This is a genomic window from Holdemania sp. Marseille-P2844, from assembly GCF_900120005.1.
Lineage (GTDB): Bacteria > Bacillota_I > Bacilli_A > Erysipelotrichales > Erysipelotrichaceae > Holdemania.
This window is the reverse complement of sequence record NZ_LT635454.1, coordinates 306,226-329,177: the sequence shown is the minus strand read 5'-3', so window position 1 is coordinate 329,177 and position 22,952 is coordinate 306,226. Positions and strand designations below refer to the sequence as shown.

Sequence of the window (22,952 nt, the reverse complement as noted above, 5' to 3'; positions counted from 1 at the left end):
TCACCTCACACAATGCCATACCGGGATTTCCGGCGGGCTTTCGCTTTGCTCATTGTCATCTGATCCTCCAGGCTGTACCTGGTGGCGTCAATGCTGTGGTTGTTTTTATCGGGATATGATCCCTTGAAGTTGCCGTTTTTGTCTCGCTCCAGCTCATAGCTGCTGAACTCCCGGGCTGTATTGGGGCAATAACGCGGATCGATAATGATCTCGTTGAGATCCTGCAGCCACTTAATCCCGTGGTCAACGGATCCGGGACCTTTTTTAGCGCCGATGATCCGCAGACCGAGCTCCCTAAACTCGTTGATTGTCCGTGGATCCTCACTGTCCGCGACAACTAACTGATTGAGCGGATTGAGCAGCTTGATCTGCTGGACTGCCTTGGCATTGGACAGCCCAACCTGATACAACTCGCCGAAAATAAAAAGACGTCGGCGCGTCTTATCGAAGTGGTTTTTAACGTAAGCCAGCGGATCTGCCGCAAAGCCAAAGTCTAAGCCGTGATGGATCTTGTCAAAGACCGCCAGCTCATCCGCGGCGATCTCCCGGATCGTGACATTGTCAAATACCTGTCCGCCTGTACCGGTAGCCTCGCCGAGGTACTCATGCCGGTAAGCCATCGGCTTGTTGCGCTTAAGCTCCTCGGCCTCAATGTAAAACTGTGGACCCAGCCACTCGCGCGGTACCGATCGGTAGTCACTGTGATGCACGATCGTATCCGCTCGCGGCAGCAGCACGTCTTGGTTGACCCAGTTATTGATGCTCTTTGGCGGGTTCCAGCTGTAGAAGATCCAGTACCGATCGCCGCCGCGCATCAGGGACTGGTTGATCGTGCGTTCCTCCTCGTCACCATCAAACTCATCCCGTTCTTCGTACCAGGTGTACGCGAAGTAGCCATGCTGCAGCTTGACGGACTTAATCTTTTTCGGCTCATCCGCGCCACGAAAAACAATGCGCTGGCCGGTTGGCAGATACGTCAAACCAAGCGGCGAATATTTAGGCCGCCAGAGATGATCGACACCGAGTTTATCAATCGCCCACAGCAGCTGCTCGAAAACGGACTCCTCAAGATATCGGCCGACCTTACGCAGCACCATCGCATTAGCGTCTGGGTTGGACATCATGCCCAGCACGATCATGATGCTGATAAACGACGACTTGGTGGATCCACGGCCGCCGGCCAGCTTGTAGTGAGTGTGCCGGTGATCTGTAATATCCCAGTACAGATCATAAAAAGACGGGGCGATCAGCTCCGTCAGTTTAATCCGGGTCGGTATGCTTTGGGATGTCATTGATGATCTCCACTTTGGATGCCCCCTCAATGCTGATGTCCTGCTTGTTGCGCCAACGATCCGGCCGGCGGTTATTGAGCCAGTAGATCTGCGCGGTGACGTCAGGTGCTACCCGCTTGATCATTGTTTTGGTTTTTACGCCATCGGGGCCATCCTCTTTACTGGTTTCCGTGTACTCGAACCCGATCGCCCTCTTATACAGCGCGCTCTCGACTCGGGCATCCGCGACCTCTTTGTTGACTGTAAGGGTCTGCATCAACTCTTCATGCTCTTTTTTATACCCACTGAACGTGCTCTCGGACACGCCGAGCTTTTTAGCAATGTCTCGCTCAATCGCGCCATCACGCGCCCACTGGGCAATCAGATCCAGCTTAGGTTTAACATGTGTCTCGTATTTTCCGCGCATCCTATCACCTCCAGATTCATGTCAATGCGTTAAATGTAAATTAAAACCCCGCAAGGCGATACGCGGGGCCGTGAGTTTGCAGGCTAAAAGTATAAAGTGTAAAAGGGAGGTCAGAAAGTAGAAAGGAGAAAAGATGGGGTGCCTGCCTCATCCAGCCGGGGAAGGAAGGCTGGAAACCAAAGAAAAAGCACCCATCGCTGAGTGCTTCCGCAGATGGGTTCACTTAGAATTCATCCACCGCTAGTCTTAATTTAATCCTGTGACTTACTCCCATTCGGGAGCCCAGCGTTACTCCGTGCCCGGCGCAAAGGCATCTCATCACAGGCTCTGGCGCTGGCAGCATATAGGATGCGTCCATCCGTGTGCACTGGCCATAATTACCGATCTCGCGCCGATCCCGTATCGTGGGGATGCTACTATCGGCTCAGATACCTTCTGGCATCTTACGCGCGTATAGTACCACAAAAGTCAACCGTACGCGTACGGACTTTTACAAATTTGATCGATACGATACTGTAAACCTGTTTTTGACATATTGACCATAGGCGCAGCTGCCTGATAGCTGTATCCCTCCTCATATACCAACCGGATGATCTGCCGATCCTCAACGCTTAAGCTGTCAAGCCAGTCATCCAAGCCTAAAGCAGATCTTGCGGTTAACGTCTGCTGCAGCTGTGCCTCGATGGCTGCCTTTTGCACGCAGAGTTGCTGGCCTGGTGGATGCTTGTTATCTAAGCCTCTGATGTGCATCTCTCTGGCTGCCTGCTCTGGCCAGTCCTCATGCAGCCAAAGATAGGTGCTAAGATCAAGTAGCCATACTCGTAACTTGCTAATCTCACGGGAGTATGACCCGTACACTCGCAGCTTATCCTTTGTCCGTTTGATCCGCTCATCCGTCACCGCTATCCCTCCTATTGGCTACTCTGTTTGTCGATTGCTCTCATCCGCTGGCTGCATCATAAACGCCAGCAGCTTATCCTCATCACAACAAAGTCCATTCAATTCACAAGATTCGCATTCGCGGTCAAAGTAACAAGAGTTGCTCCTCGCCACCGTGATACAAAGTTCTGCGACATACTTATCCAGATTACGTCGGCTCCCATTGCCAACACCAGCAAACACCAGATTGCGATCATCGATGTATTCGTCGGCAAAAATTTTACGCGGATTATTTTTATAAAGCTCCTGCATGCAAAGGACATTATCGTTGACAGCGTCAAACTCAATACCTTGTGCCAGACACCAATCAACAGCCTCTTGTAACCGATCGCCCTCACGCATCGTGTTGAGGATGATCTGATCACCTGCGGCCTTGCATTGCTTGGCATACTCAACGATCGGATAGATTGGCCGGATAATCTCCGGCCACTTGGTCACCGCCAGGGTGCCATCAAAGTCAAATGATACTATCTTGCTCATCAGCGATCACCCCCGATCCGATCGATCAACAGAACGACCGCCACAAAGGCGGTAGCAAGTATCACGGGGATCATTTTGACCCCCTAAGCGCCGCCATACGTTTAACGGCTTGATGGTATCCTTTTGCTCCCATAGCTTGCAAAGCAGCAAATGGATTAATAATCACATTATCGTCACGGTTGATCCACTCCTCAACAAACTCAGCGGTATATAAAGGGTCAGCAATATCGTTAATAATCTTTTTCTCGATTTCTGTTAATTTAATCATCTTTACCTTCCTTTCCTCTGGCCCTTTTTAGGACTCCGGATGTTCGTCGTTTTGCTGATGAGATTCAGTTTCTTTTTCATCTCGTCCTCCAATACCCAAGACTGGCTGCCATTTCTTCAAATTCGTCAATGTTTATCAATTCCGGATCGATTCCATTGTTCTCTGCAATTCTTTTCATTGCCGTCGATGGCTGGATCGCTTTCTTTTCCCATCCGCAAAAGACTGTTCGATCTTTTGCTGCAATTTTTTCTGATTTCTTAAATTTGATCATTTTTCATTTCCCTCACAAATTCAAGCATACAGGCACATCCGACAACATCTTTTCTTTAGCTGCTCTGTAAAACTCTTTCTTGATCTCAAACCCATAGCAATTCCGATTCAGCTCGGCGCAAGCTCTTAATGTGCTTCCGCTACCGGCCACCGGATCAATCACAACATCGCCTGGATCCGTGTAGATTTCAATCAGTCGTTTTAGCACTGGAACTGGCTTTTGTGTTGGGTGAATCTTCGGGTATTTTCCTGACTTATCCCACTCAAACCAATCCAGAATCATATTCCCACCGTTATTAAATTTAGGCAGTTTGTCACGATACAGGACAAGCGCTGTTTCTGTTGCGCCACAGATACGCATATTTGCTTTTAATACCTGCGACGATGATTTTTTTATGAAGAACAGCGGCTGTGTATGATTAAATCCAAATTGTTTGGCATAGTCTGTGATCTCGTTCAGTTGTTGCCAACTGCAGAAGATGATCATACACGGCGCTTTTCCTCTTTCCTTCGGCTCCGGCCTGAGAAGCCGCGTGCCGAACTGGAAAAAGTTATAAATTTTGAAATCCTTGTCCGTGTCAAAGAATTCCTTTCCCGCCTTATCACTTTCGCCATTTTTGTTGTCGCCGCCAATATACCAATCAGAACGGCTTCCGTAAGCGTTGATCCCGATATTGTACGGTATATCCGCAATGATCAACTGCGCCCGTGGGATCTGGTATCGTTTGGCGTTTTCAAAGTGATCATTGTATAATTCAATTTTCATTATTTGACTACCTCCAAGGTAAATCCCTTCCCTTCACTTTCGTTTCTAAATTGGCAATTAAGCCCGTATGCTTTCATCACATCTATTGTTTTTTTCTTGCCTCCTAACTGTTTCACTCTCATCGGATTCATATACACATTCCCAAATTTCACGATATGGGGAATAACATAATCCGTCAAAAATATTTCATTTTTGCTCAGTTTTGGCGGCAGGCAATCGCATATCTTTTGATCATATTCGATTTTTAAGTTTGTTGCGGCTTTTATCTTTCTCCATGTAAAAATTGTTCCGCTGAACCGTCCAGAAGCAATTTGCGCAAATGTGTTATAGTTAATTCCGCAGATTCTGGCAAATTCCGTATGATTCATATTTCTTTCGCTTTCATACTCGTAAACAAGTTTGATATTTTTTTCATATTGTTCTTGCTTTATCGTATATGCGGATGACGCCATCAGTATTTCATCCTCTCTATTGCACGACGCTGTTCAAGTAACGTACTCTGCGCGACCGTAAGTTGTAAGCTCAATCAACCGGATCAGTTCATCAGGCCAATCTCTCAGCACTTTGAAATAGTTGTAGACCTCTTCGTTAAGGTCGTTGATAGTCTCTACTCGACATGGAACTTTGTTAAAAAACACCGCGCCAGATCCGAAAAATGGCTCCAGATATACCTTGTGATCGGGGATATATGAGCAGATCCAGGGCGCCAGCCTAGTTTTAGCTCCAGGATATTTTAAAACCTGTTTCATTTTTCTTTAAGTGGGCACCACTTTGGTGCCGTTTTGACCGTGATCTCCCTTGATCCCCGCTCAGTTCTGCAGATCATCCTTGCCCCTGCACAAACGAGCTGAGCTGCTATGGGATGTGTGCAGTAATACCGGTTAGGGCTTCCGTTGGACTCCATAAATTTGCAGTGTTTACATTCGCTACATTTCATCTTTTTTCTCCCTTGCCTTTAGCTCATCCAAAGCGGCTTTAACCGCTAGCTCCATCTTGTATCCTGTGTCCATGTCGTTAATGCAGACTGGCCGCATGTTGGCCCCCATCCAGCTGAGCGCCTTGTAGGCGTCGTCTAATGTTTTACTCATGATAACTCCTCCACTTTGATATAAATCCCCGGAACCGTTGCCCAGAACTTCTCGGCGATCTCACTGGCCACCTGGGCATCATCACGCCAGTACCCACAAGCCGTCATGCAGTCCTTGAGCAGCTTCTGCAGATTGTCAGTGTCCGGCCGAGTATCCTTGTACTGGCCATCCAAATGCCTGCTCGCTGGGAAGCACCACTTGACCACAAGCCTCAGAGGCCCGCTGAGCGGCGTATCCGGTCGGTGATAGGCAAGCGCCCCAGTCAGCTTACTACGCGCTGCAGATAGCTTCGGTGGATCGTAAAATCGTGGCTTACCGTTGGCCACTGTAACCTTGTGCTCCTGGGCGGTCACCGTCGGCGGGACCATCGGCAGAAAAAACTCAAGCATTGCCACTCCGCAGCGCACACTCCGTACATGCTGCTTTAAGCTCGGGCTCTTTTGACATGGCTTCTACGTGCCCGGGTGTGATCCAACATTCGCGTCCACAAATTGGGCAGGTCGTCTTTTTCCATCCTTCTCGCCCAGTCGGGATATTTTTAAGCATCGGCAAGCAGAGGATGCCGCCTTGCCCTGGTCGATGTTGTGTAATATTCACTTTCATTCATTCTCCTCTTTTCTGAAATCGACGCCATGCCATTTACCGGTCTGTGGGTCAAACACGATATATCCAGATTGTTTTATCTGATCCCACAAATAATTCAAAATATCTGGTCGACGAATTAGCCACTGTATACATTCGCTTTTTCTTATGTCAAATCGTTCTCCAGGAATTGTGTGATACAAAGGTGGCATATTCATAGTTACCAAAACTTTTTTGTTTTTTACTTTTCTCATTGTTTCGTCTCACTGAAATTCTATTGAGTTATGTGCTGAGGAAAACTTTTTATTGTCAAAGGACAGGGGAAGGAAGGTAAGGGCGGGCAGTGCTTAAGCCCGCCTTACTTTCCCCCTTTGACCGTCAGGGAAACGGAAATTTATATATTTATATATATAGATTTTCCCTTCCCGGGAAAGGAAAGAAAATAACATGTTTTTTTCCTTCCCTAGGGAAAGGAAATTTTCGTTTTTTTCCCTACTTTCCCTTAGGGAAAGGAAGGAAATTGTCATGTTTTTTTCCTTCCCTAAGATTTTCAGGGAAAGGGAAATTGAGGGAAATTTTCCCTATTTTCCCTGTGATTTTCTGCCCACTTTGCCTTCGTCAACCCAAAAATCACCGTGTTCTTTTATTCGATTTCTGACTGTTTTTTCAGTCACTCCCATATATTCAGCCATCGCCTCCACAGTCACATCACCGTCGATTGTGCATGCACTGTATGCTGTTTCAATGGCTTCTTTTCGTTCTTTTCTTTTATCTCCAGGTGGCTTCCTCTTTTCTGCAGCCTTTTTCCACAGCGGAACATCGCCATCCGGTTCTACGTCCGCTAACACACCGATATTGTCGACATGATGCACGGGATAATCAAACCAGAGGTTGACTGGAGCGAACTTGGGGAACTCCCGGAGCGTGCCCTCGATCCGCCACGCCGTGCGCCCTTGCATTGCCGTCCTGGCTGCGAGAATGTCATCACACAACCGTTGATACTCCCGATCGTCAAACGTCTCTCTGCAAGTCTGCGTCATCCGTGACGCGCTGCACTGATCGTCCTGGGATATTTTGTACAGCTGCCCGGCACGCTGCAGGTAGTCTTTGCATACCTGGCAGACCATCTGATCGTCCTGCTGCTTCTGCAGGCTCTCCGGCAGGTCTAGCTCGATCAGATCCAGAAGAGCATCAGGATCCCGGGCAAAGACTCCGGATCCGGACGCACGGTCCATGCTGCGCTTGTTACCTTGGCTGCCCTTGCTATGGTGATGGCAGTAGATTACCGCGACTCCCAGCTCCGTACACACCTTGTCAAACTGATTGCAGAAGTTGGCCATCTGGTCGGCACTATTTTCGTCGCCTGTAATGACTTTGTAAATTGGATCAATCACAATGGCGATATAGTCCTTTTTAGCTGCCCTTCGGATCAACTTAGGAGCCAGCTTGTCCATCGGCACTGAGCGGCCTCGCAGATTCCAGATATCAATGTTCTGGAGGTGCTCCGGCTTAATCCCTAGCGCTTGGTAAACGTCTTTGAAACGGTGTAAGCAGCTGGCTCGATCGAGCTCCAGATTGACATATAAAACACGCCCACGAGTGCATGGCCACCCGAACCAGGAAGAGCCCTCAGCGATCGCGATACACAGCTCAATGAGCGAAAAACTCTTACCGGCTTTTGAAGGTCCGGCAAGCAACATCTTATGCCCCTGACGCAGGACGCCGTCAATCAACGGTGCAGCCAGCGCAGGCAAGTTATCCCAAACTGCTTCCAGCGGTTCCGGATCCGGCAAATCATCGTTGACTGCCTCGATCCATTCCCGCCATTCGTCCCAGCTACCCTTGCCGACATTGGTTTCCATGAGGAACTGCTTGCGCCCGGCGCGGATCACGCCCGGCATCCGGGACAGCCGGGATGGATTTTTATTCTGCTGGTCTATCTCCAGACCATTTTTTTTGCAGACCGCATAAAGATAATCAACACGCTTGCGGTACTCATCGTAGTTAGCAGCGTCCACCCTGACGATGGCATGGACGCTCTTTTTGCCTGAAAACACCAGGCAAGCAACCGGCAGCTCCAACTCATGGATAATCGCGTTTTGCTTTTCGAGGTCCGTGCTATCGGACTCTACAAGCGCAAACCGGTAATCTGTAACATTATCGTTTTTAATACCTTTGCCATCCAGCGGATTGAATCGAATCCAAGCTCCTACCTCTGGGTTGTAATCACCAAGCACGGCTCCAATATCGCCTTTACATTTGAGCAGCGCATCAATGAGCTGTCCTGCACTACGATCCCAGCAGCCTTTGGTTGGTAAATACTTTCCATCTCGCTCAAAACTTCGCGTAACGTATCCGACATTTTCATCGGATTCAAACAATGTTTCCAGATATGTAATGAGTTCCTTGACTGGATCCCAGCTGACAGGCTCTTTAATCTCACGAGCCTCTACCCATCCTTTGTCCACAATAACAACATCGTCCTGTTGGATCACGCTATCCCAATCCAAGCTATAGCCCGGATCAGAGGATAAAGCAGGAGACCAGCCGCGATCCTTTGCCATCTGCACAATCGTCCCGCCAGTTACAGGCGTGCCAGTGCCCTCAAATGTCGCCCATTTTTTAAAGCATTCGCCTGCATGATACCGGCCACCATCTCGGGCAGACCAGGCGTCCCAATCTGCCGCGGTGTAGCCCTCATGCTTAAGTGCCATGCCGACATTGACCCACTCCTGATAATTGCAGTCGGATGGATCAATATATTCCAAAATTGCCTTCAAATCGATCATGACTGCTTACCTCCGGTGTATAATTCTTAGGATCTACTCCTTGCGGGATATGCCATCCGCAAGCGGCGATCCGGTTAATCATATTGCTTGCTGCTTCAAACTGCCAGGTTCCAACATTTTTGAATCCTCTACCTTCCAGAAATCGGATCTGTTTCGGCGTTGTCAATCCTTCCGTTTGCCGCTTATGTAGCCGATCAAGCAGCATTGTTGCTTTGCCGGCATTATCAATCTCATCCGGCATAATTCCGAGTTTTTCAAGTGCTTCTTTTTGCTTATTTGTTGCTGGCGCACACTCCCAACCAAACGCCGGGACATAGCTTGATAAGTCCTCGGCTTGGATGCTCATTTCAAATTGCAGCGGATCCACAAGTTTTCTCTTTCTTGCTCTCATCTGCTTCAACTGTTCCGCTAACGCCTGTTCTCGCTCAGCTACAACATCAGACGATGCTTGTTCTTCTGCTTCTTCCAAGTCAACCGGGCATCCAGCAGCCTTTTCAAGATTCTCCGTCATTTTCTTTGCGACTTCGTCATTCTCACAGATCAGTGATGCCGGGTGGCAAAGTTCGTGCCGTTCCGTGTGCCAAAGAAAGTCCAGCAATAACAAGTCAGCCTTATCTTGTGCGAGGCGCGTGCCTCTGCCCACCATCTGACTGTATAGACTTCTCACCTTGGTCGGACGCAACACGATGATACAATCCACCGTAGGGCAATCCCATCCCTCTGTCAGTAACATACTGTTGCATAAAACGTTATATCGGCCTGCATCATAATCAGCGAGGATCTGCGCGCGATCAGAACTCTCGCCGTTAACTTCAGCGGCCCGAAAACCTTTTTGATTGAGAATCTCGCAGAATTTTTGACTGGTTTTTACAAGCGGTAAAAATGCGACAGTCTTACGATCTTTGCAGTATTTGAGCATCTCATCGGCAATCTGATAAAGATATGGATCCAGCGCAGTGCCAAGATCGGACACTTTAAAGTCCCCGGATTGTATACCGACGCCACTCAGATCCAACTGCAGCGGAATCGTCATCGCCTTGATCGGCACCAAGTAACCGCTTTTGATTGCCTGCGGCAGCGTGTACTCATAAGCCAACGACTCGAAGTATTGACCCAGATTACGCATATCACCACGATCCGGCGTTGCTGTAACCCCAAGCACCTCCGCGTCTGAAAAGTGCTCTAGGACTCGCTGATAGCTATCTGAGAGGCAGTGATGAGCCTCGTCGATAATGATGGTATCAAAATAGTCCGGTTTAAATTTTGCCAGGCGTTGCGGCCGGGTTAAGCTTTGCACAGACCCAACAACGATCCGATACCAGCTGCCAAGGCAGGATTCCTCCGCCTTTTCTACGGCGCTTCCCAGGCCGGTTGCTTGCATGATTTTATCCGCAGCCTGATCCAGCAGCTCGCCGCGGTGAGCCATGATAAGCACCCGCTTGCCCTGTCTGACACACTCTTCCGTGACTTTGGCAAAGACGATCGTCTTACCGCAGCCTGTAGGTAAGACCAGGAGTGTTTTCTTTATCCCCTGGTTCCACTGTTCAAATATGGCTGTTTTGGCAGCTTCCTGATATGGACGTAACTCCATAATCAGTTACCCTTTAAAATGTGTTCGGCGTATATTGAGTGCCGCTTGGCATCTGATTTAAATCAGGTGCTGGATAAAACTGTTTTACTTCGTTGTAATCGTTACCGTCATTCCCTTTTCGGATTCCCACCTTGCACTTACCAACACAGCCTGGGATTAAATCCCAGCGCATCTGCAATGGCTGCCCTTTTTTCTTTAGCCCAATGCAAGTAAAGAAAGCTGAAAGCATACCTTCACATTTACTGTGCAAAGTTAAATAATGCTTAATATAGGATCTTCCATTCGGTGTATCAATGCGCAAAGTGACAATTGCCATATTGCATGGAGGAAGCGATCCTGTTCCTTTCGTTCTACTTCTTTCATAGCTTTCTACGACAAATTCATAATCTCCGGCCGGCAACAGAATAAATTCCGGACCATCAGAGACGATTGTGTCATCCCAACCATATTCGCGATCCTGTGTCTGAGACTGTTGACCATATTGTGACTGTTGATTGTACTGCGGCTGCTGTGCGTAAGAATTATACTGTGTCATCTCTTATCCTCCTCAAAATGGTAAATCTAAATGGCTGATAACATTTAATACCTGATCCCATGCACCTACTAATTTAGCTTCAATGAACATAGGGTCATAGTTGCTAATTGGTGTATCTACTGGATAATAATTCCGTTCAGCTACTGCTCGCTGGATCTGCATCGGCATAATGTTGTCCTTTTTCATCAAGTCTAAAAGCGATTGCGGGATCCCTGTGTAATCAACTTCAAACTGCGGATCAGGCTGCACTAGCTGCCCCTCTTGGATACCCTCTCCTGCGGCGATATCCATCTGTAGTGGCTGTGTTGGCTGAGTGACTGGCTGTGTTACCTGGACGACTGGCGGCTGTACCGGTTGTTGGATCGGTGCCTGGATTGGTTGCTGGATCGGCGGTTGCACTGCGGCTTGATCCGCAAACAAATGAGCAATAGCGCCAAAATCAAACGGTAGCTCATCCGGCAGGCCGTGACGGTTTTTCGCATCCCAACAGCTGTGGTGCGTTGTGTACATGACCCGCTGGCCAGCGCCCTGGGCTTTGTTTTTACCCTTGATTGCGCCCTGTCCATCGACATTGACGACAATCGTTTTATAGTTGGCAAACAGCACCATATCTGCCCACTCCTTGACCATCGCCGCTGTCTTTTTTTGGAGTTTTAATTCCCAACGATCATAAGACCCCAGTTCGTCCGGCTGCTCGAATTTACGCATTTGCGCATGAGCCGTCACAACGACGTTGATCCCCGATCTGACGACATCCTCTAACAAATTAAGCAGCTTACCAAACTCCTCTGCTAAGTAGGTGTAGCCTTTACCCCAGCCGGCGTCCTCAATGCCGCCCCAGTTTTTTTGAGCACAGATCTGTTGGTTACACAGCTGCTCTGCCCAATCCGCGGTGTCAATGACCAATGTTTTGCAAAGCCCTGGCGTTGATTTAACAAACTGGACTTCCTGCATAAGTAAAGTCCAACTGGATGGTGCATCTAAACGATCGACATTCATGTGCTTTGTGGATCCTTCGGTGTCAATAAATAATGGATCCGGAAACCGAGAGGCAAAGGTAGATTTACCAATGCCTTCCGGGCCGTATATGACACATTTCAGTGCAGATGGAATTTTGCCTTTAGTAATCGTAAACATCAGAACTCACCTGCTTTCCAGCGTGGTTGCGGAGCTTGGGCCACTTCCGGCTGCGAAACTACAGTGCCATCCTCGATGATGATCGAGCACTCATCGCCGGTGCTGACTCGTGTCGCAATGGCCTGTAGTCCCTGGAACTCTAACCAGGAGCCGAACTCCTGCATTGTCTGCAGATCCATCTGCTCGAGCTTGTCCAATAACACAAACCCGCACTGCGGATTGAGTTTGCGGACGATGGCCGTGGCTACCTTGAGCTGATCGGATCCGGACATGTTGTCCCACTTATATCCTTGATAAATCAGCTCTCCATCCTGCACTGACAGGCCAGGCAGTGGCAGATCGGCGCCCTTAAGCAGATCCATCTTTGCCTGTCGGATATCGTTGATCTGTACGGTCAAGGCATCATATTGGTTTTTATAGATCCTGGCGTCTTCTTCCGCTTTTTCCTTGTCAAGATTAGCTCTTACCTTTCGATTGAGCTCGTCAATCTCTTGAATGTTCCTTTCCAGCTCCTCCGTAGATTCGTCATGTAGATCTAATGCAGAGGTCTTTGCGATCTGCAGGTCAGCCTGAGCTTGCTGCAGCTCTGCCTGCTTGATCTGCAGCTGTTGCTGCAGCCGGATGACTTCCTCTGTTTTAGTGCTGACCAGATACTCATATTGAGATACTCGTTCACGCTTCCGCTGGTTTTCACCGTTTCTGGCTAAAATATCTTGCTGTTGGCGGATCAGCTCCGATGCAGAGACGGGTTCCTTCGGCACACCCTCAAAACTCTCCATTTCCTTGGCATATTTTTCTTTTTGATCTGCCGTGCGGCCAATGTACAGCCGCTCCTGGTACAGCTTTTGCTCGTCCATCTCAAGCTGTGCGAGCTGATCGCCTACGCCGATGATTTGCAGCAGCGTCTGCGCTTTATCCTTACCCGATGCACTCATAAACTTAGGCAAGTCCAATGCCAGCTGCTCCACAAACTGATTAAGCAGCTGCTGACCGCCTTTGCGGCCGCTTGGGTCGATAACCTTGAGATCACTATTTTTACCTTTGCGCTCCACGATTAGACCATTTGACAGCTCGACGTGCAGCTGTGGAGGCAAGACGGATCCATCTCGTTGTGCCTGTGATGGCTTGTAACGATCACCACCCAGCGCCCAGGCAATGCTGTCGAGCACAGAGGTCTTACCTTGGCTGTTGCGGCCGCCAATGACAGTCAGACCGTTGGCTGTTGGCTCAATCTTGACCGCTTTGACTCGTTTGACGTTTTCGATTTCAAGCTGATTTATTTTTACTGTTTCCATGTTCTCTCCTTTACTCTTGTTTTGTTCTTTCTTGTTATAATGAAATCAAGAAAGGAGGCTATGTTAAGTGGATAAAACTCAAATCATTCATGATCTTTCCGTCGCTTTTGCTCAAGTATGCCTTGCTGATTTTCGCAAGGAGCATCCGGAAAGCATTGGATGTGAAGAAGAAACTGAATTTTTCATAAAGTCATATCTTCGCCGCAAAAACGATATATATGACGTCTATGATGATGTAGAAATCGATTTTTAAAGCTTCTTCCCATCTGAGGTGCTCTTCACATAAAGAAGAGCATCTTTTAATATTGCGTTTGCTTCTCCTACAGTGACCTCATTTTCGATAAAAATATCAATAATTTCAATCGTAAGAGCTTTTAATTCAAGACCTGATCGATCTGATTTTACTAACGATATATTGGCAATTGGAACTTTTCTATCGGTCACCTTTATCTCCCTTCCGCCAGCTGGATCATCAGCTGGACATTTACATATATTTTCTGTGGCTATGTTTAACATTTTCCTGTGATACCTGGGCATAGATCATCGTTGTGTTGATCTCATTGTGGCCAAGCATCTGTTGCACTTCTTCGATCGGCATTCCTTTCGTGAGTGCCATAGTCGCGCAGGTACGTCTGAATTTATGCGGATGACACTTGATCCCGAGTTGATCGCCTAAATGCCGGAAATAGCTTTCGATTCCACCTGCGCCGAGTATCGTTCCGGTATTGTATGAATTTTGATACCCGGTGAACAGATACTCGCTGTCTACTGACATTTCTGATCTCACTTCAAGCCATTGTTTTAACCGGATGATTGATATCTCGTTCAGATAACAGATCCGTTCTTTGGCGCCTTTACCAAACACGAGAATTTCGTTGCTTGTCAGGTTTAAATCCTTAAGCTTAGCTCCAGAAGCTTCGCTTACACGGCAACCGGTGCTGAGCATAAATTCAAAAAGTGCTTGCATTCTTATTGCGACAAACCGATCCCGTGTATTTCTTGCCTTTTCAACCCGGTTCTTCAATTCGTCTCGCATGAGTTCGATTTCTTCCTGGCTGAATGGTTTCTTGATCCGCTTGTCTTCTTTCATCTTCTTAATCGCCCGCATTGGATTCCTTGGAATATATCCATTATCCGCGAGCCAAGTAAAGAAGCTGGACAGATATCGACGCTCGCCGTTCAGTGTGGCTTTTGACAAATTCGGACTGTCGATCATCCGCTTTGCGAAGTGCATCCGCAGATCGTCCGTTGTAATGTCGGTGATCTTTTTTTGAATGTATAGGTGTAGATGTGAATTTAACTCCTGCCTATACACTTTAATGGATCGATCACTCAATCCATCAATCTTTTTGCTTACCAAGAACAGCTGAATCAGCTTTTCGTCTTCGTAGCCATACGGTACGACTTCATTCTTTTTAGGTACCAGATCATAATCTTCGAGGCAAGTGATCAGTGTATTCTTTACAAGCTCAATTTCGCGGCTTTCAATTTTATCATTTAGCTTCAAAATGATTAAATTGATTACATCATTTTTCACGGTGACACACCTCTCAAGCAATACATTGGCGTGACTAAGGTAAAATTGATTTCATTTTGCAGGGTATTGCCTTGCACACATATCGCACTAATACCCGCAAAGCTAAACTGTAGATAAGACATCCACACACATTTGTAGTCGAGATCCTGGGCGACAACGTCAAGCAAACTTTGATAATCGTAACCTAAACGCTGGATCTCCTTGGCTGCTGCCAGAATATTGGCCCCGCCGCCGACACTTGGTTCATTGGCTGTGATTTTTCCCCCGCTATATCCAGTAAGCTCCACCCTGGCCATCAACACACACACATGAAATGGTGTGAAAAATTGACCTGTCCTCGAATTCCCAGCATTTAACATCATGTAGATGCTGCCGAGGTAATCATTGATATCATCCTCAAACAGCTCTACAAGCCTTGCGGTCCATCGGCACATTTCTTTTAACTGCTCAGTGGTGTATTTTTTCGCAAGTGTCAGATACTGATCTTCCAGGCGTTGGTCGTAAAACAACTGGTTTGATATAGAGATCCCAGCCATCTGCACCCAGTCCTGGAAGATGTCTTGAGCGTGATAACTGCCCGCCATCCTATTGATACCGTTGATGATTGTCTCCATAAGCTACTCCGCCAGCTGGATCATCAACTGGACAATTAAATCTGTATCCTCGACCTCCGACCACAGCGAACGCTGCTGTACTACAGTGGTCAACCCGTTGCCGTAGTAGTCAGCCATGATCTCCATCATGCGCCGCAGGCCCTCCGTCGCCGTGCTGTACTGGCAGTACCGGTCACCGCACCGGATGCCGGCCGGATTGTGCTTGGCCAGCCAGGCCGATGAGCTACCCCAGCCAGTCTCAAGGACAAACACCGCCGCGGCGTAGACTGGGCTGATGTTGTACTCCTCAGCCAGCTCCAGCAGTGCTACCGGCACCACGCCGGCGGCCTTGCCGATCGGCTGCCAGTCGTGCCAACTGACGTCCATCTCTGCGGTGTAAGCCGGCGTATCAGGCTGATAGAGATCGATCACGGTCACCGTCTGCCGTACTGGTGTCTCGGCCTCAGCTGCAGGCAGGTTAAGCGTCACGCCGGCGGTAATCGCAGCCGTGAGAGCCACGAGCACTGGGCGTCTAAGCCGGCGCACTACCGATCCTCCTGGCCGATCAATTTGCGCATTTTGGCAAGGATCTCTGCCTCTGTATAAACGTCCATTAGATACATCATTTCATCGACAAGGAGCATGATATCATCTACCTTGATGCCGATGTTCTGTGCGGCGATTGCTGCATAAGCGCGAGCTGCTTCGTTTGTTATTGTCATTTATTTCTCCCTTCCTTCACAAGCTTGATTGCTTGTGATAAAATAGAGATGATCTCAATCCAATAAGATCATCTTGTTGAACTCTCGGTTGCCGCCAAGCTCGCCGAGGGTTCCTTTTTTTGTTCTTCCAGCTGGCACTGCCGAACTAGGAAGTTGTAGTCGATTTTCAGGCACCTCAGCACTTTTTTCAGTGCTACCTTGTTGTCATGCGCTCGAAACTCTCCCAGTTCCTGATTCTCCATTTCACTAACCATCTCGTAGATCTTCTTGGCCTTCTTATGGGACATCTGCAGAAGCTTCTGGATGTCTGTTTGCGTTACATAATACTGAGAGAGTATTTCCAAACGGGTCACTTTCTCACCTCGCTTCCTAGCGGTGTTGGTAAACTTTCCTGATATAATATTTTCAAGAAAGGAGGTGGTTATCTGTGAAATTGAATCATGATATCGTTAGAGAAGTCCTTTTATACTTAGAGGATCGTTTAGAGCTCAATGATGAGCTTGATAGCACTAAGATAACGATCCCAGAAGTTACGGCGGACGAAGTCGCTTATACTTTGTTAAGGCTAAGTGAAGCTGACTTCATTACGATAATCACGGATGAAGATCTTTCTGGGAACCTTGATATTTTCGTGAAATCATTGACTTGGAAAGGCCATGAGTTTCTTGACAATATCCGAAACAACAACACTTGGGATAAAGTAAAGAAAGTTGCCGCGGAAGTTGGCGCAGATTCACTAAGCACTTTGCAAAAGATCGCTATCAATGTCATCAGTGCTTCGATCACAGCTTACTTTAACAAGTGAACTCTTGCAGGCTTCAATAGACTGGATTGAAGCCTTTTTTAATGCTTCAGAATCGCGGAGAATTCGTTCTTTGCTCTCTCTCTGACATGCGCTCAACAAGAGAATTCGTGTGATCAAATTAGGTAACTCCACTTTAAATAAATACCGTTGCTCCTCTGCAGGGCTTTTAAACTCCATCTACTCACCTCACTCCCCGTGCATCATCTACGATTAAATCGTAGTACAACTTCAAAAAAAATTTCACTTCTTAGGACTGCAAAGCATTTCTTTCGGAATCCCATAGAAATCAGCCATTTTATTATGCCGATCCCAGGTTGGCACTGTTTTACCATTTTCGTAGTTAATCAGTGTGAAAACGCTTATTTTCAAGCCTTTCGCAGCTTCTTCTTGCGTTATTCCTTTGTTTACTCTTGCAGCTGCATAACTGATTCTTACATCGCAAGACACGTATGACCACCTCCTTGGCATTATAATACTACGATTTAATCGTTGAGTCAACGCTTAAAATGTAGTTTTTTAAATATGTTCTTGAACTTTTTACAGTTTAACTGTAATATAGAACTATAATCAATAGAGGTGCAAAGAAATGAGTAATAGAGCAAGAGACATATTTGTTGAAAATTTTCACACATGGATGCTGAATAAAAAAATGACGCAAAGTAGGCTCGCATCAATTCTAGGGCTCCCGCTATCTACTATCTCTAGTTGGTACAATGGACAAAGCTATCCGCGGGTTGATAGCATGCAGCGTCTAGCAGATGCTCTAGGTATAAGCATGCGTGATTTAACAGATGAACGAGAAGATGAAAAAGAAACAAACTTTTCTTCTGCGGAAGACGCCGTTAAGTTTATCCTTGAACAGCCTATGGTGGCACAGTTTGGCGGCTATGACCTCGACAAAATGACTGACGAAGAAATTATCGAATTTGCGAACGACGTAGCTGGCATGATCGAATTGTTAGGTAAAAAGTATAAGAAGTAGGAGTGATTGAAGTGAATACGGCTCAGATCCGGGAAGTTGTTGACGGAGTCCCCGATGTTTGTATCTACGAGCTGCTCTATAATGAAAACATAGAAATTATAGAGGATCAGCGCCTATTAAAAAGAAAATGCGACTCAGCCATACTGGCCTCTGAGGGAACTATTGGAATTTTCATCAAACCAGATCTACCGGAGGAATATAGGCAATTTCTTCTGTGGCACGAGTACGGACACTTCAAGCTTCACTACGATGAGAATATGCACTTTAACTTTTACTTATCAAGATTTGCGTGGAAAACCGAACGGGAAGCAAATACGTTTGCAGCGTTAAATCTGCTTAAAGGTGAAGACATTTATGATCAGAACATTATTGCGCTGCTGATCAGCAAGGGTGTACCTGAGCAGATCGCTGTTAAAGTGTACGATAGCTTAATTTAGAAAAGAGGTAATTAACTATGCGAATAGATTCAAATAAATTAAGTGAATATTTAAAAAAGATCACATTAGGTAAATGTCCTTTATGTGATCATGAACAATGGGAAGTTTCTGATTATGTATTCGCCTTAATAGAGTACCCGGAAGAAACAAAATGCACTCCTGTTATTTCAATAACATGCGAAAATTGTGGTTACATTCACTTTGTTAATGTATTAAACGCTAAATTAGCAACTGTAGAAATGTTGGAAAATCCCGATTGGAATAAGGCAGACGATTGACAATGGTGAAAAAAGAAAACTACAAAATTACTAAACCTTCAGTCATTAGTTTGACTTCGCACGATGAAGTTAAGCTAATGAAAATAGAGTATGATTTTATATGTACTAAAATAAATAAAATCAAGTTTAACGCAGGAATTGGCATCAAAAGCGTACTTGGGGGAATTATTATTGACGAAGGGATCAACTACTTAATAGATTGTGATACTAACCGACTTTGGGGAATATTCTTGTGCATTCTGATATGGGCGGGGCTGCCTTTACTGAAAAAAACATGGTTATCAAAGTATATTGCGGAAAGTTATGATGAAGCAAATCAAATTCACTTAGAGGATATTAAAACAAGATTAACAGAAATCAATCAAAGGCAGTAATGTCAATCTTGAGATAAAGTTTTTATTTCTTCTTTCGCATCTTCAAGATAAATTTTCAGCTTAGCAATTTCCTTGTCTTGCTCCTCAAACCTTTTAAGAAAGACAATAAAAATAACGATTATGCAAATAGCAACTGAACTATCAGTGAACATATTTATCACCTCTATTTGTAATATACCACAAATCTTCAAAAGTATGTCATAAAAAATCCCGGAGCTGGTAACTCCGAGAAATGGTGAGCTGGTGCTGGTAACACCGCTCACAGCATAGAAAAAATGTCGTGCGGACAATGCTTTTTCTATGCGCTCATTATATCAAAATAGGAGGACAAAAACAATGAGCGTTCACAAAGATAAAGATCGAGGAACCTGGTTTGCGCAGGTGCAGCTGCGCGATCCGCTCACCGGCAAGCTAGTCACCAAGAAAAAACGTGGCTTTGAGCTAAAAAGAGAAGCACAGGCATGGGAAGCAGAAATCCGTGCAAATAATCAAGAAGTGCAGTCCTCCGCCACCTTTGGCATTATGATGGAGGAATATTTGAAAAGTAGAACATCCGCCAACGAAGAAACCAAGCGAAGCAAGTACCATCTTGCAAAAACATACGCAACTGTTTTTATGGATATGCCATTGAACCAGATTAAACCGAAAGATGTTTTAAAATGGAGAAACGAATTAGCGGAAAAAAAGTTAGCGACTCGCACAAAAAACAATGTAATTTCCTTTGTCCGGTCTGTGTCTGCGTTCGGGTATAAATACTACAACACACCAGATTTCGCCAAAATCATTGAGCCTTTCCGTGCAACGGCTGCAGATAAAAAAGAGATGCAAACCTGGACAATCGAAGAATTCAATCTCTTTGCGTCTTACATCAAGAATTATACAATTCGGGCTTACTTCACCTTTCTATTCTACACCGGCTGCCGTCGATCGGAAGGAAAAGCGGTCTTGAAATCAGATATCAAAGATGGATGGGTAATGATCGACAAAACTATTAAGCATAATAAGCAAGGCGTGAGAGCCCCTAAGACAGCGTCTAGCGTGCGAAAAATAAAATTGGATAAATATACCCTTGAGATATTAAAACCGCTCCTGGCTAAAGATGGGCCCTATTTATTCGGAGATTTTGAACCATTAGGAATTACCACTATTCAAAGAGCTTTTGACAAAGCCATCGCTGCTGCCAACGCTGACGGACATCCACTTAAAAAAATCCGCATCCATGACTTACGACACAGCCATGCAACAATACTGATCAACAACGGCGTTAACATCGTCGCTGTATCCAAAAGGCTTGGCCACAGTGACATCAATATGACGCTAAAAGTATACACGCACTTATTAGAAAAAAATGCGGATGAATTAGTGGATAAATTAGAAGAATTAAAAGAATCCGTGGCATGATCCGTGGCATGATTTTCTAAAATCTATATTTGCGACATGTATCGAAAAGCCTTTAAACAAAGGGTTTTCCAATGATTCAAAACTCAAAAAGTGCGATCAAACGTTTCCGCTCATCTGCTCCATGGTCATCAAAGCTCCGGATTGCGGAGCTTTTTTATTTTTTCCATTTTGCTGATCCCCGCCGCTCAGCTTGCGTTATCCCCTGTGTGCTAAAGGAACGCTTAACTTCGTGCCGGTTCTTTATCATCCCGGCCGTTTCAATCCCTGCCCGCCTTGCATTTTATTCCATGAAAATAATTTTCTTCAATTTTCATAAAATAACAAAATTTTCATTTTAATTTCTGGAAATCGTTTTTAATCGCTTGACTTTTCACGAATAACGGATAGACTTATAACATACAACAAAAACATGTAGAGGTAGCGGTGCAGATGAGTACGAAAGGGGAGCCGGCGGGCGATGATCTTTTCAGAAAGGCAACCACCGCCGAATAACAGGCTTCGGCAGAAGTTGGTTATGGGGCTGCAGGAAATACCCGCAGCACTCCTTCATTCAATGAAGAGGCGCTATTGCATAGAAAACGGTAATTCACCGCGTATGTAATAGTACGCGGTTTTTGTTTATCAGAGTCAATTCTGAGGAGGAAGAAAAGATGAAGAAAGTATTTACCCTTCTATGCTCCATCATGCTGCTGTTCACCGCGGCCTGTTCGTCGCAAAACGCCGCTCAGGGAAACCGGGCTTCAGATGAGGGACTGGTCGTCGCGATCGGAGGTCAGATCACAACCTTAGATCCAGGCTTAACCCAGGAAACAGTCAATGATTACGTACTGCGTCATTTGACCGCCGGTCTGTTTCGAGCTGACGACAGCAATCAGATCATCAACGATCTGTGCCAGGATTATACTCTTTCTGACGATGGGCTGACCTACACGTTCACTCTGCGCGACGGCGTTGTGTGGAGCGACGGTCAGCCGCTGACATCCGCCGATTTCAAATATGGAATCCTGCGGAATCTCACCTACGGCGCCGACAATTCCTGGTCGATTTACTACCCAATGACCTATCTGGCCGGCGCTGAAGAAATCGCCGGCAACATGGACCTGGATCCGACGCAGATTGAAATTGAAGGCGTCAGCACGCCTGATGATCAGACATTGGTTCTCAAACTGATCAAGCCCTGCGCCTGGTTCCCACAAATGCTGACCAACTATGTCTGGCGGCCGCTGCGCGCTGACATCGCCGACGCCCACGAATCGCTATGGGCCTTCAAGCCCGGTTATCCGACTGCCGGTCCGTACACGCTGGAAGAATGCAATGAAAATGAAAAAGCCGTCGTTGTGAAGAACGACAACTACTATGACGCCGATAGCATCACGATGCCGCGGATCACATTCCTGGTCATGGCCGATTCCGACGCGCAGTCCCTGGCGTTTAAAAACAACGAAATTGATATGGCGCTCAACATAACCGCGACGATTGCCGAAGGGTATCCAAATCCGGAAGAAATCTGGAAAATCCCACAAATCTCCAGTTATTTCATCGCTTTAAATTCCGGCTCTACCGGTCCTGACTATTTAAAAAATGTCGACGTCCGCCGGGCCTTAGCCCTTTCTATCGACAAGGAAGCCTTGGTCAGCGCTGTCGGCAGCGAGGAATACTACCGCGTTCTGCATGGTTATGTTCCGGAAGGCTTAGCCGGGGCTGAGGGCGATTTCCGCAAGGAACAGGACGCCAGAGAAAAATATCTGGAATACAACCTGGATGAAGCCAAAGCTTTATTAGCCAGAGCGGGTTATGATGAAAGCCATCCGTTAAAAATTGTTTACAAGTATTCGCAAAGCCAGCTGCACGCTGACGTGGCGCAGATTCTGCAGCAGATGTGGGAAAAAGCCGGGATTCAATGTGAGCTGCAGGTCGTGGAATCCGGCGTCTTCTACAATCAGGTTGACAATGGCGATTTTGAAACCTCCCGTTATGGATACAGCGCCGGGGATGATCCTTCCCAGTTCCTCAATTTGTGGACGACTGGTCAGCAGATCGTAGCCTCCGTGGACGATCCGATTTATGATAAAATGGTTGATGAAGCGGGATATCTGGTCGATCATACGGAATACATGAACGCTTTGCATGACGCTGAACGTTATCTGATCGAAGAGAACGTCTACCTGATTCCCTTATTCAATTACAACACGCCGGGCTTAAAGAGCACTGCAGTCCAGGGTGTTGAGATGTGGGGCCTGACGCCGTTCTATGGGCATTGCACCCTTCAATCCGACGCTGCGTAAAAACAATCGCTGTCCACTAAAGCTGGAAGATGTGCCTGAGCGCATTTCTTCCAGTTTTTTTATGGCTGTTCGCTCTAAAAAACTTTGTTTGCCGCAACCA

At 46.6% G+C, this 22,952-nt stretch carries 33 protein-coding genes and 1 riboswitch; of the genes, 8 read left to right on the top strand and 25 right to left on the bottom strand.

The genetic code is table 11. The features are described 5' to 3' along the window. Positions 1-5: 5 nt before the first annotated feature. From BQ7364_RS16365 to BQ7364_RS16280, 17 genes are all read right to left on the bottom strand, one after another. A complete protein-coding gene (locus tag BQ7364_RS16365; RefSeq protein WP_072685737.1) occupies positions 6-1,292 on the bottom strand; it encodes a PBSX family phage terminase large subunit in 1,287 nt (428 codons plus the stop codon). Further along, a complete protein-coding gene (locus tag BQ7364_RS16360) occupies positions 1,261-1,698 on the bottom strand; it encodes a hypothetical protein (RefSeq protein WP_072685736.1) in 438 nt (145 codons plus the stop codon). Before BQ7364_RS16360 ends, BQ7364_RS16365 begins: the two co-directional genes overlap by 32 nt. Before the next feature lie 468 nt (positions 1,699-2,166). Beyond that, positions 2,167-2,598, bottom strand: coding sequence for an RNA polymerase sigma factor (locus tag BQ7364_RS16355; RefSeq protein ID WP_072685735.1), 432 nt, complete (start codon positions 2,596-2,598; stop codon positions 2,167-2,169). An 18-nt stretch (positions 2,599-2,616) separates the two neighbouring features. Beyond that, positions 2,617-3,117: an HAD family hydrolase gene (locus tag BQ7364_RS16350; RefSeq protein ID WP_072685734.1), complete on the bottom strand. Its 501-nt coding sequence runs from the start codon at positions 3,115-3,117 to the stop codon at positions 2,617-2,619. 70 nt (positions 3,118-3,187) lie between these two features. Continuing rightward, positions 3,188-3,385: a hypothetical protein gene (locus tag BQ7364_RS16345; protein ID WP_072685733.1), complete on the bottom strand. Its 198-nt coding sequence runs from the start codon at positions 3,383-3,385 to the stop codon at positions 3,188-3,190. Between the two features lie 76 nt (positions 3,386-3,461). After that, positions 3,462-3,656, bottom strand: coding sequence for a hypothetical protein (locus BQ7364_RS16340; RefSeq protein WP_072685732.1), 195 nt, complete (start codon positions 3,654-3,656; stop codon positions 3,462-3,464). A 12-nt stretch (positions 3,657-3,668) separates the two neighbouring features. Next, the gene (locus BQ7364_RS16335) at positions 3,669-4,421 is read right to left on the bottom strand and encodes a DNA-methyltransferase (protein WP_072685731.1); all 753 of its coding nucleotides are present in this window, start codon (positions 4,419-4,421) and stop codon (positions 3,669-3,671) included. Then, complete coding sequence (locus BQ7364_RS16330) at positions 4,421-4,873, bottom strand: hypothetical protein (RefSeq protein WP_072685730.1); 453 nt, start codon at positions 4,871-4,873, stop codon at positions 4,421-4,423. Before BQ7364_RS16330 ends, BQ7364_RS16335 begins: the two co-directional genes overlap by 1 nt. Before the next feature lie 33 nt (positions 4,874-4,906). Continuing rightward, positions 4,907-5,170 carry a DNA adenine methylase gene (locus tag BQ7364_RS18635; RefSeq protein WP_083538672.1) on the bottom strand — a complete coding sequence of 88 codons (264 nt, stop codon included), beginning with the start codon at positions 5,168-5,170 and terminating at the stop codon, positions 4,907-4,909. A gap of 177 nt (positions 5,171-5,347) precedes the next feature. Further along, entirely contained in the window at positions 5,348-5,509 is a 162-nt protein-coding gene (locus tag BQ7364_RS18095) for a hypothetical protein (RefSeq protein ID WP_159432834.1), read from the bottom strand. Next, positions 5,506-5,898, bottom strand: coding sequence for a RusA family crossover junction endodeoxyribonuclease (locus BQ7364_RS16320; RefSeq protein ID WP_072685729.1), 393 nt, complete (start codon positions 5,896-5,898; stop codon positions 5,506-5,508). Before BQ7364_RS16320 ends, BQ7364_RS18095 begins: the two co-directional genes overlap by 4 nt. Before the next feature lie 210 nt (positions 5,899-6,108). Then, entirely contained in the window at positions 6,109-6,345 is a 237-nt protein-coding gene (locus BQ7364_RS16310) for a hypothetical protein (protein WP_072685727.1), read from the bottom strand. Positions 6,346-6,672: 327 nt separating this feature from the next. Next, complete coding sequence (locus BQ7364_RS16300; RefSeq protein ID WP_072685725.1) at positions 6,673-8,880, bottom strand: AAA family ATPase; 2,208 nt, start codon at positions 8,878-8,880, stop codon at positions 6,673-6,675. Continuing rightward, on the bottom strand, positions 8,846-10,471 hold the full coding sequence (locus tag BQ7364_RS16295) for a DEAD/DEAH box helicase (protein WP_072685724.1): 1,626 nt from the start codon (positions 10,469-10,471) through the stop codon (positions 8,846-8,848). Before BQ7364_RS16295 ends, BQ7364_RS16300 begins: the two co-directional genes overlap by 35 nt. Positions 10,472-10,484: 13 nt before the next feature. Next, positions 10,485-11,006 carry a DUF669 domain-containing protein gene (locus BQ7364_RS16290; RefSeq protein ID WP_234973201.1) on the bottom strand — a complete coding sequence of 174 codons (522 nt, stop codon included), beginning with the start codon at positions 11,004-11,006 and terminating at the stop codon, positions 10,485-10,487. A gap of 12 nt (positions 11,007-11,018) precedes the next feature. After that, positions 11,019-12,143: an ATP-binding protein gene (locus BQ7364_RS16285; protein ID WP_072685723.1), complete on the bottom strand. Its 1,125-nt coding sequence runs from the start codon at positions 12,141-12,143 to the stop codon at positions 11,019-11,021. Next, the gene (locus BQ7364_RS16280) at positions 12,143-13,438 is read right to left on the bottom strand and encodes an AAA family ATPase (protein WP_072685722.1); all 1,296 of its coding nucleotides are present in this window, start codon (positions 13,436-13,438) and stop codon (positions 12,143-12,145) included. Before BQ7364_RS16280 ends, BQ7364_RS16285 begins: the two co-directional genes overlap by 1 nt. 67 nt (positions 13,439-13,505) lie before the next feature. On the opposite strand from BQ7364_RS16280, the gene BQ7364_RS16275 reads away from it, so the two are divergent. Further along, positions 13,506-13,691 (top strand): hypothetical protein, encoded by a 186-nt coding sequence (locus BQ7364_RS16275; protein ID WP_072685721.1) that lies wholly within the window; start codon positions 13,506-13,508, stop codon positions 13,689-13,691. Here the strand turns inward: BQ7364_RS16275 and BQ7364_RS16270 are convergent. The 6 genes from BQ7364_RS16270 to BQ7364_RS16250 form a co-directional block, all read right to left on the bottom strand. Continuing rightward, complete coding sequence (locus BQ7364_RS16270) at positions 13,688-13,954, bottom strand: hypothetical protein (RefSeq protein WP_139248667.1); 267 nt, start codon at positions 13,952-13,954, stop codon at positions 13,688-13,690. The two genes, BQ7364_RS16275 and BQ7364_RS16270, sit on opposite strands and share 4 nt — an antisense overlap. Continuing rightward, positions 13,923-14,975 carry a tyrosine-type recombinase/integrase gene (locus tag BQ7364_RS16265; RefSeq protein ID WP_072682834.1) on the bottom strand — a complete coding sequence of 351 codons (1,053 nt, stop codon included), beginning with the start codon at positions 14,973-14,975 and terminating at the stop codon, positions 13,923-13,925. The genes BQ7364_RS16270 and BQ7364_RS16265 overlap by 32 nt, the downstream gene beginning before the upstream one ends. After that, on the bottom strand, positions 14,972-15,589 hold the full coding sequence (locus BQ7364_RS16260) for a DNA methyltransferase family protein (protein WP_072685719.1): 618 nt from the start codon (positions 15,587-15,589) through the stop codon (positions 14,972-14,974). Before BQ7364_RS16260 ends, BQ7364_RS16265 begins: the two co-directional genes overlap by 4 nt. A 3-nt stretch (positions 15,590-15,592) precedes the next feature. Next, the gene (locus BQ7364_RS16255) at positions 15,593-16,114 is read right to left on the bottom strand and encodes a glucosaminidase domain-containing protein (RefSeq protein WP_139248666.1); all 522 of its coding nucleotides are present in this window, start codon (positions 16,112-16,114) and stop codon (positions 15,593-15,595) included. Then, positions 16,114-16,290, bottom strand: a complete 177-nt coding sequence (locus BQ7364_RS18090; RefSeq protein WP_159432833.1) for a hypothetical protein — start codon at positions 16,288-16,290, stop codon at positions 16,114-16,116. Before BQ7364_RS18090 ends, BQ7364_RS16255 begins: the two co-directional genes overlap by 1 nt. Positions 16,291-16,358: 68 nt before the next feature. Continuing rightward, complete coding sequence (locus tag BQ7364_RS16250; protein ID WP_072685717.1) at positions 16,359-16,643, bottom strand: hypothetical protein; 285 nt, start codon at positions 16,641-16,643, stop codon at positions 16,359-16,361. A gap of 74 nt (positions 16,644-16,717) precedes the next feature. Between BQ7364_RS16250 and BQ7364_RS16245 the strand changes: the two genes are divergently transcribed. Continuing rightward, entirely contained in the window at positions 16,718-17,095 is a 378-nt protein-coding gene (locus BQ7364_RS16245) for a DUF2513 domain-containing protein (RefSeq protein WP_072685716.1), read from the top strand. 240 nt (positions 17,096-17,335) lie between these two features. Here BQ7364_RS16245 and BQ7364_RS16240 read toward each other — a convergent pair whose 3' ends face one another. Beyond that, positions 17,336-17,542 carry a helix-turn-helix transcriptional regulator gene (locus BQ7364_RS16240; RefSeq protein ID WP_200798820.1) on the bottom strand — a complete coding sequence of 69 codons (207 nt, stop codon included), beginning with the start codon at positions 17,540-17,542 and terminating at the stop codon, positions 17,336-17,338. A 139-nt stretch (positions 17,543-17,681) separates the two neighbouring features. On the opposite strand from BQ7364_RS16240, the gene BQ7364_RS16235 reads away from it, so the two are divergent. From BQ7364_RS16235 to BQ7364_RS16220, 4 genes are read left to right on the top strand one after another with little or no spacing between them, the layout of a single operon-like run. Next, positions 17,682-18,077, top strand: coding sequence for a helix-turn-helix domain-containing protein (locus BQ7364_RS16235; RefSeq protein WP_072685714.1), 396 nt, complete (start codon positions 17,682-17,684; stop codon positions 18,075-18,077). A gap of 11 nt (positions 18,078-18,088) precedes the next feature. After that, positions 18,089-18,514, top strand: coding sequence for an ImmA/IrrE family metallo-endopeptidase (locus BQ7364_RS16230; RefSeq protein ID WP_159432832.1), 426 nt, complete (start codon positions 18,089-18,091; stop codon positions 18,512-18,514). A gap of 17 nt (positions 18,515-18,531) precedes the next feature. Then, complete coding sequence (locus tag BQ7364_RS16225; protein ID WP_072685712.1) at positions 18,532-18,792, top strand: hypothetical protein; 261 nt, start codon at positions 18,532-18,534, stop codon at positions 18,790-18,792. A gap of 2 nt (positions 18,793-18,794) precedes the next feature. After that, positions 18,795-19,166: a hypothetical protein gene (locus BQ7364_RS16220; protein WP_072685711.1), complete on the top strand. Its 372-nt coding sequence runs from the start codon at positions 18,795-18,797 to the stop codon at positions 19,164-19,166. A gap of 2 nt (positions 19,167-19,168) precedes the next feature. Here the strand turns inward: BQ7364_RS16220 and BQ7364_RS18460 are convergent, their stop codons facing one another. Continuing rightward, entirely contained in the window at positions 19,169-19,429 is a 261-nt protein-coding gene (locus tag BQ7364_RS18460; RefSeq protein ID WP_139248665.1) for a hypothetical protein, read from the bottom strand. 73 nt (positions 19,430-19,502) lie between these two features. Between BQ7364_RS18460 and BQ7364_RS16215 the strand changes: the two genes are divergently transcribed. Both BQ7364_RS16215 and BQ7364_RS16210 read left to right on the top strand, forming a co-directional pair. Beyond that, positions 19,503-20,567 (top strand): site-specific integrase, encoded by a 1,065-nt coding sequence (locus BQ7364_RS16215; RefSeq protein WP_072685710.1) that lies wholly within the window; start codon positions 19,503-19,505, stop codon positions 20,565-20,567. Between the two features lie 404 nt (positions 20,568-20,971). Further along, positions 20,972-21,142, top strand: a riboswitch (Lysine riboswitch). Positions 21,143-21,217: 75 nt separating this feature from the next. Further along, the gene (locus BQ7364_RS16210) at positions 21,218-22,852 is read left to right on the top strand and encodes a peptide ABC transporter substrate-binding protein (RefSeq protein WP_072685709.1); all 1,635 of its coding nucleotides are present in this window, start codon (positions 21,218-21,220) and stop codon (positions 22,850-22,852) included. The last annotated feature ends 100 nt before the right edge of the window (positions 22,853-22,952 follow it).

Coding starts and splice junctions, on each gene's coding strand:
- BQ7364_RS16365 (WP_072685737.1), bottom strand. CDS start 1,292: ATGACATCCCAAAGCATACCGACCCGGATTAAACTGACGGAGCTGATC.
- BQ7364_RS16360 (WP_072685736.1), bottom strand. CDS start 1,698: ATGCGCGGAAAATACGAGACACATGTTAAACCTAAGCTGGATCTGATT.
- BQ7364_RS16350 (WP_072685734.1), bottom strand. CDS start 3,117: ATGAGCAAGATAGTATCATTTGACTTTGATGGCACCCTGGCGGTGACC.
- BQ7364_RS16345 (WP_072685733.1), bottom strand. CDS start 3,385: ATGATTAAATTAACAGAAATCGAGAAAAAGATTATTAACGATATTGCT.
- BQ7364_RS16340 (WP_072685732.1), bottom strand. CDS start 3,656: ATGATCAAATTTAAGAAATCAGAAAAAATTGCAGCAAAAGATCGAACA.
- BQ7364_RS16335 (WP_072685731.1), bottom strand. CDS start 4,421: ATGAAAATTGAATTATACAATGATCACTTTGAAAACGCCAAACGATAC.
- BQ7364_RS16330 (WP_072685730.1), bottom strand. CDS start 4,873: ATGGCGTCATCCGCATATACGATAAAGCAAGAACAATATGAAAAAAAT.
- BQ7364_RS18635 (WP_083538672.1), bottom strand. CDS start 5,170: ATGAAACAGGTTTTAAAATATCCTGGAGCTAAAACTAGGCTGGCGCCC.
- BQ7364_RS18095 (WP_159432834.1), bottom strand. CDS start 5,509: ATGAGTAAAACATTAGACGACGCCTACAAGGCGCTCAGCTGGATGGGG.
- BQ7364_RS16320 (WP_072685729.1), bottom strand. CDS start 5,898: ATGCTTGAGTTTTTTCTGCCGATGGTCCCGCCGACGGTGACCGCCCAG.
- BQ7364_RS16310 (WP_072685727.1), bottom strand. CDS start 6,345: ATGAGAAAAGTAAAAAACAAAAAAGTTTTGGTAACTATGAATATGCCA.
- BQ7364_RS16300 (WP_072685725.1), bottom strand. CDS start 8,880: ATGATCGATTTGAAGGCAATTTTGGAATATATTGATCCATCCGACTGC.
- BQ7364_RS16295 (WP_072685724.1), bottom strand. CDS start 10,471: ATGGAGTTACGTCCATATCAGGAAGCTGCCAAAACAGCCATATTTGAA.
- BQ7364_RS16290 (WP_234973201.1), bottom strand. CDS start 11,006: ATGACACAGTATAATTCTTACGCACAGCAGCCGCAGTACAATCAACAG.
- BQ7364_RS16285 (WP_072685723.1), bottom strand. CDS start 12,143: ATGTTTACGATTACTAAAGGCAAAATTCCATCTGCACTGAAATGTGTC.
- BQ7364_RS16280 (WP_072685722.1), bottom strand. CDS start 13,438: ATGGAAACAGTAAAAATAAATCAGCTTGAAATCGAAAACGTCAAACGA.
- BQ7364_RS16270 (WP_139248667.1), bottom strand. CDS start 13,954: ATGTTAAACATAGCCACAGAAAATATATGTAAATGTCCAGCTGATGAT.
- BQ7364_RS16260 (WP_072685719.1), bottom strand. CDS start 15,589: ATGGAGACAATCATCAACGGTATCAATAGGATGGCGGGCAGTTATCAC.
- BQ7364_RS18090 (WP_159432833.1), bottom strand. CDS start 16,290: ATGACAATAACAAACGAAGCAGCTCGCGCTTATGCAGCAATCGCCGCA.
- BQ7364_RS16235 (WP_072685714.1), top strand. CDS start 17,682: ATGAGTAATAGAGCAAGAGACATATTTGTTGAAAATTTTCACACATGG.
- BQ7364_RS16225 (WP_072685712.1), top strand. CDS start 18,532: ATGCGAATAGATTCAAATAAATTAAGTGAATATTTAAAAAAGATCACA.
- BQ7364_RS16220 (WP_072685711.1), top strand. CDS start 18,795: ATGGTGAAAAAAGAAAACTACAAAATTACTAAACCTTCAGTCATTAGT.
- BQ7364_RS16215 (WP_072685710.1), top strand. CDS start 19,503: ATGAGCGTTCACAAAGATAAAGATCGAGGAACCTGGTTTGCGCAGGTG.
- BQ7364_RS16210 (WP_072685709.1), top strand. CDS start 21,218: ATGAAGAAAGTATTTACCCTTCTATGCTCCATCATGCTGCTGTTCACC.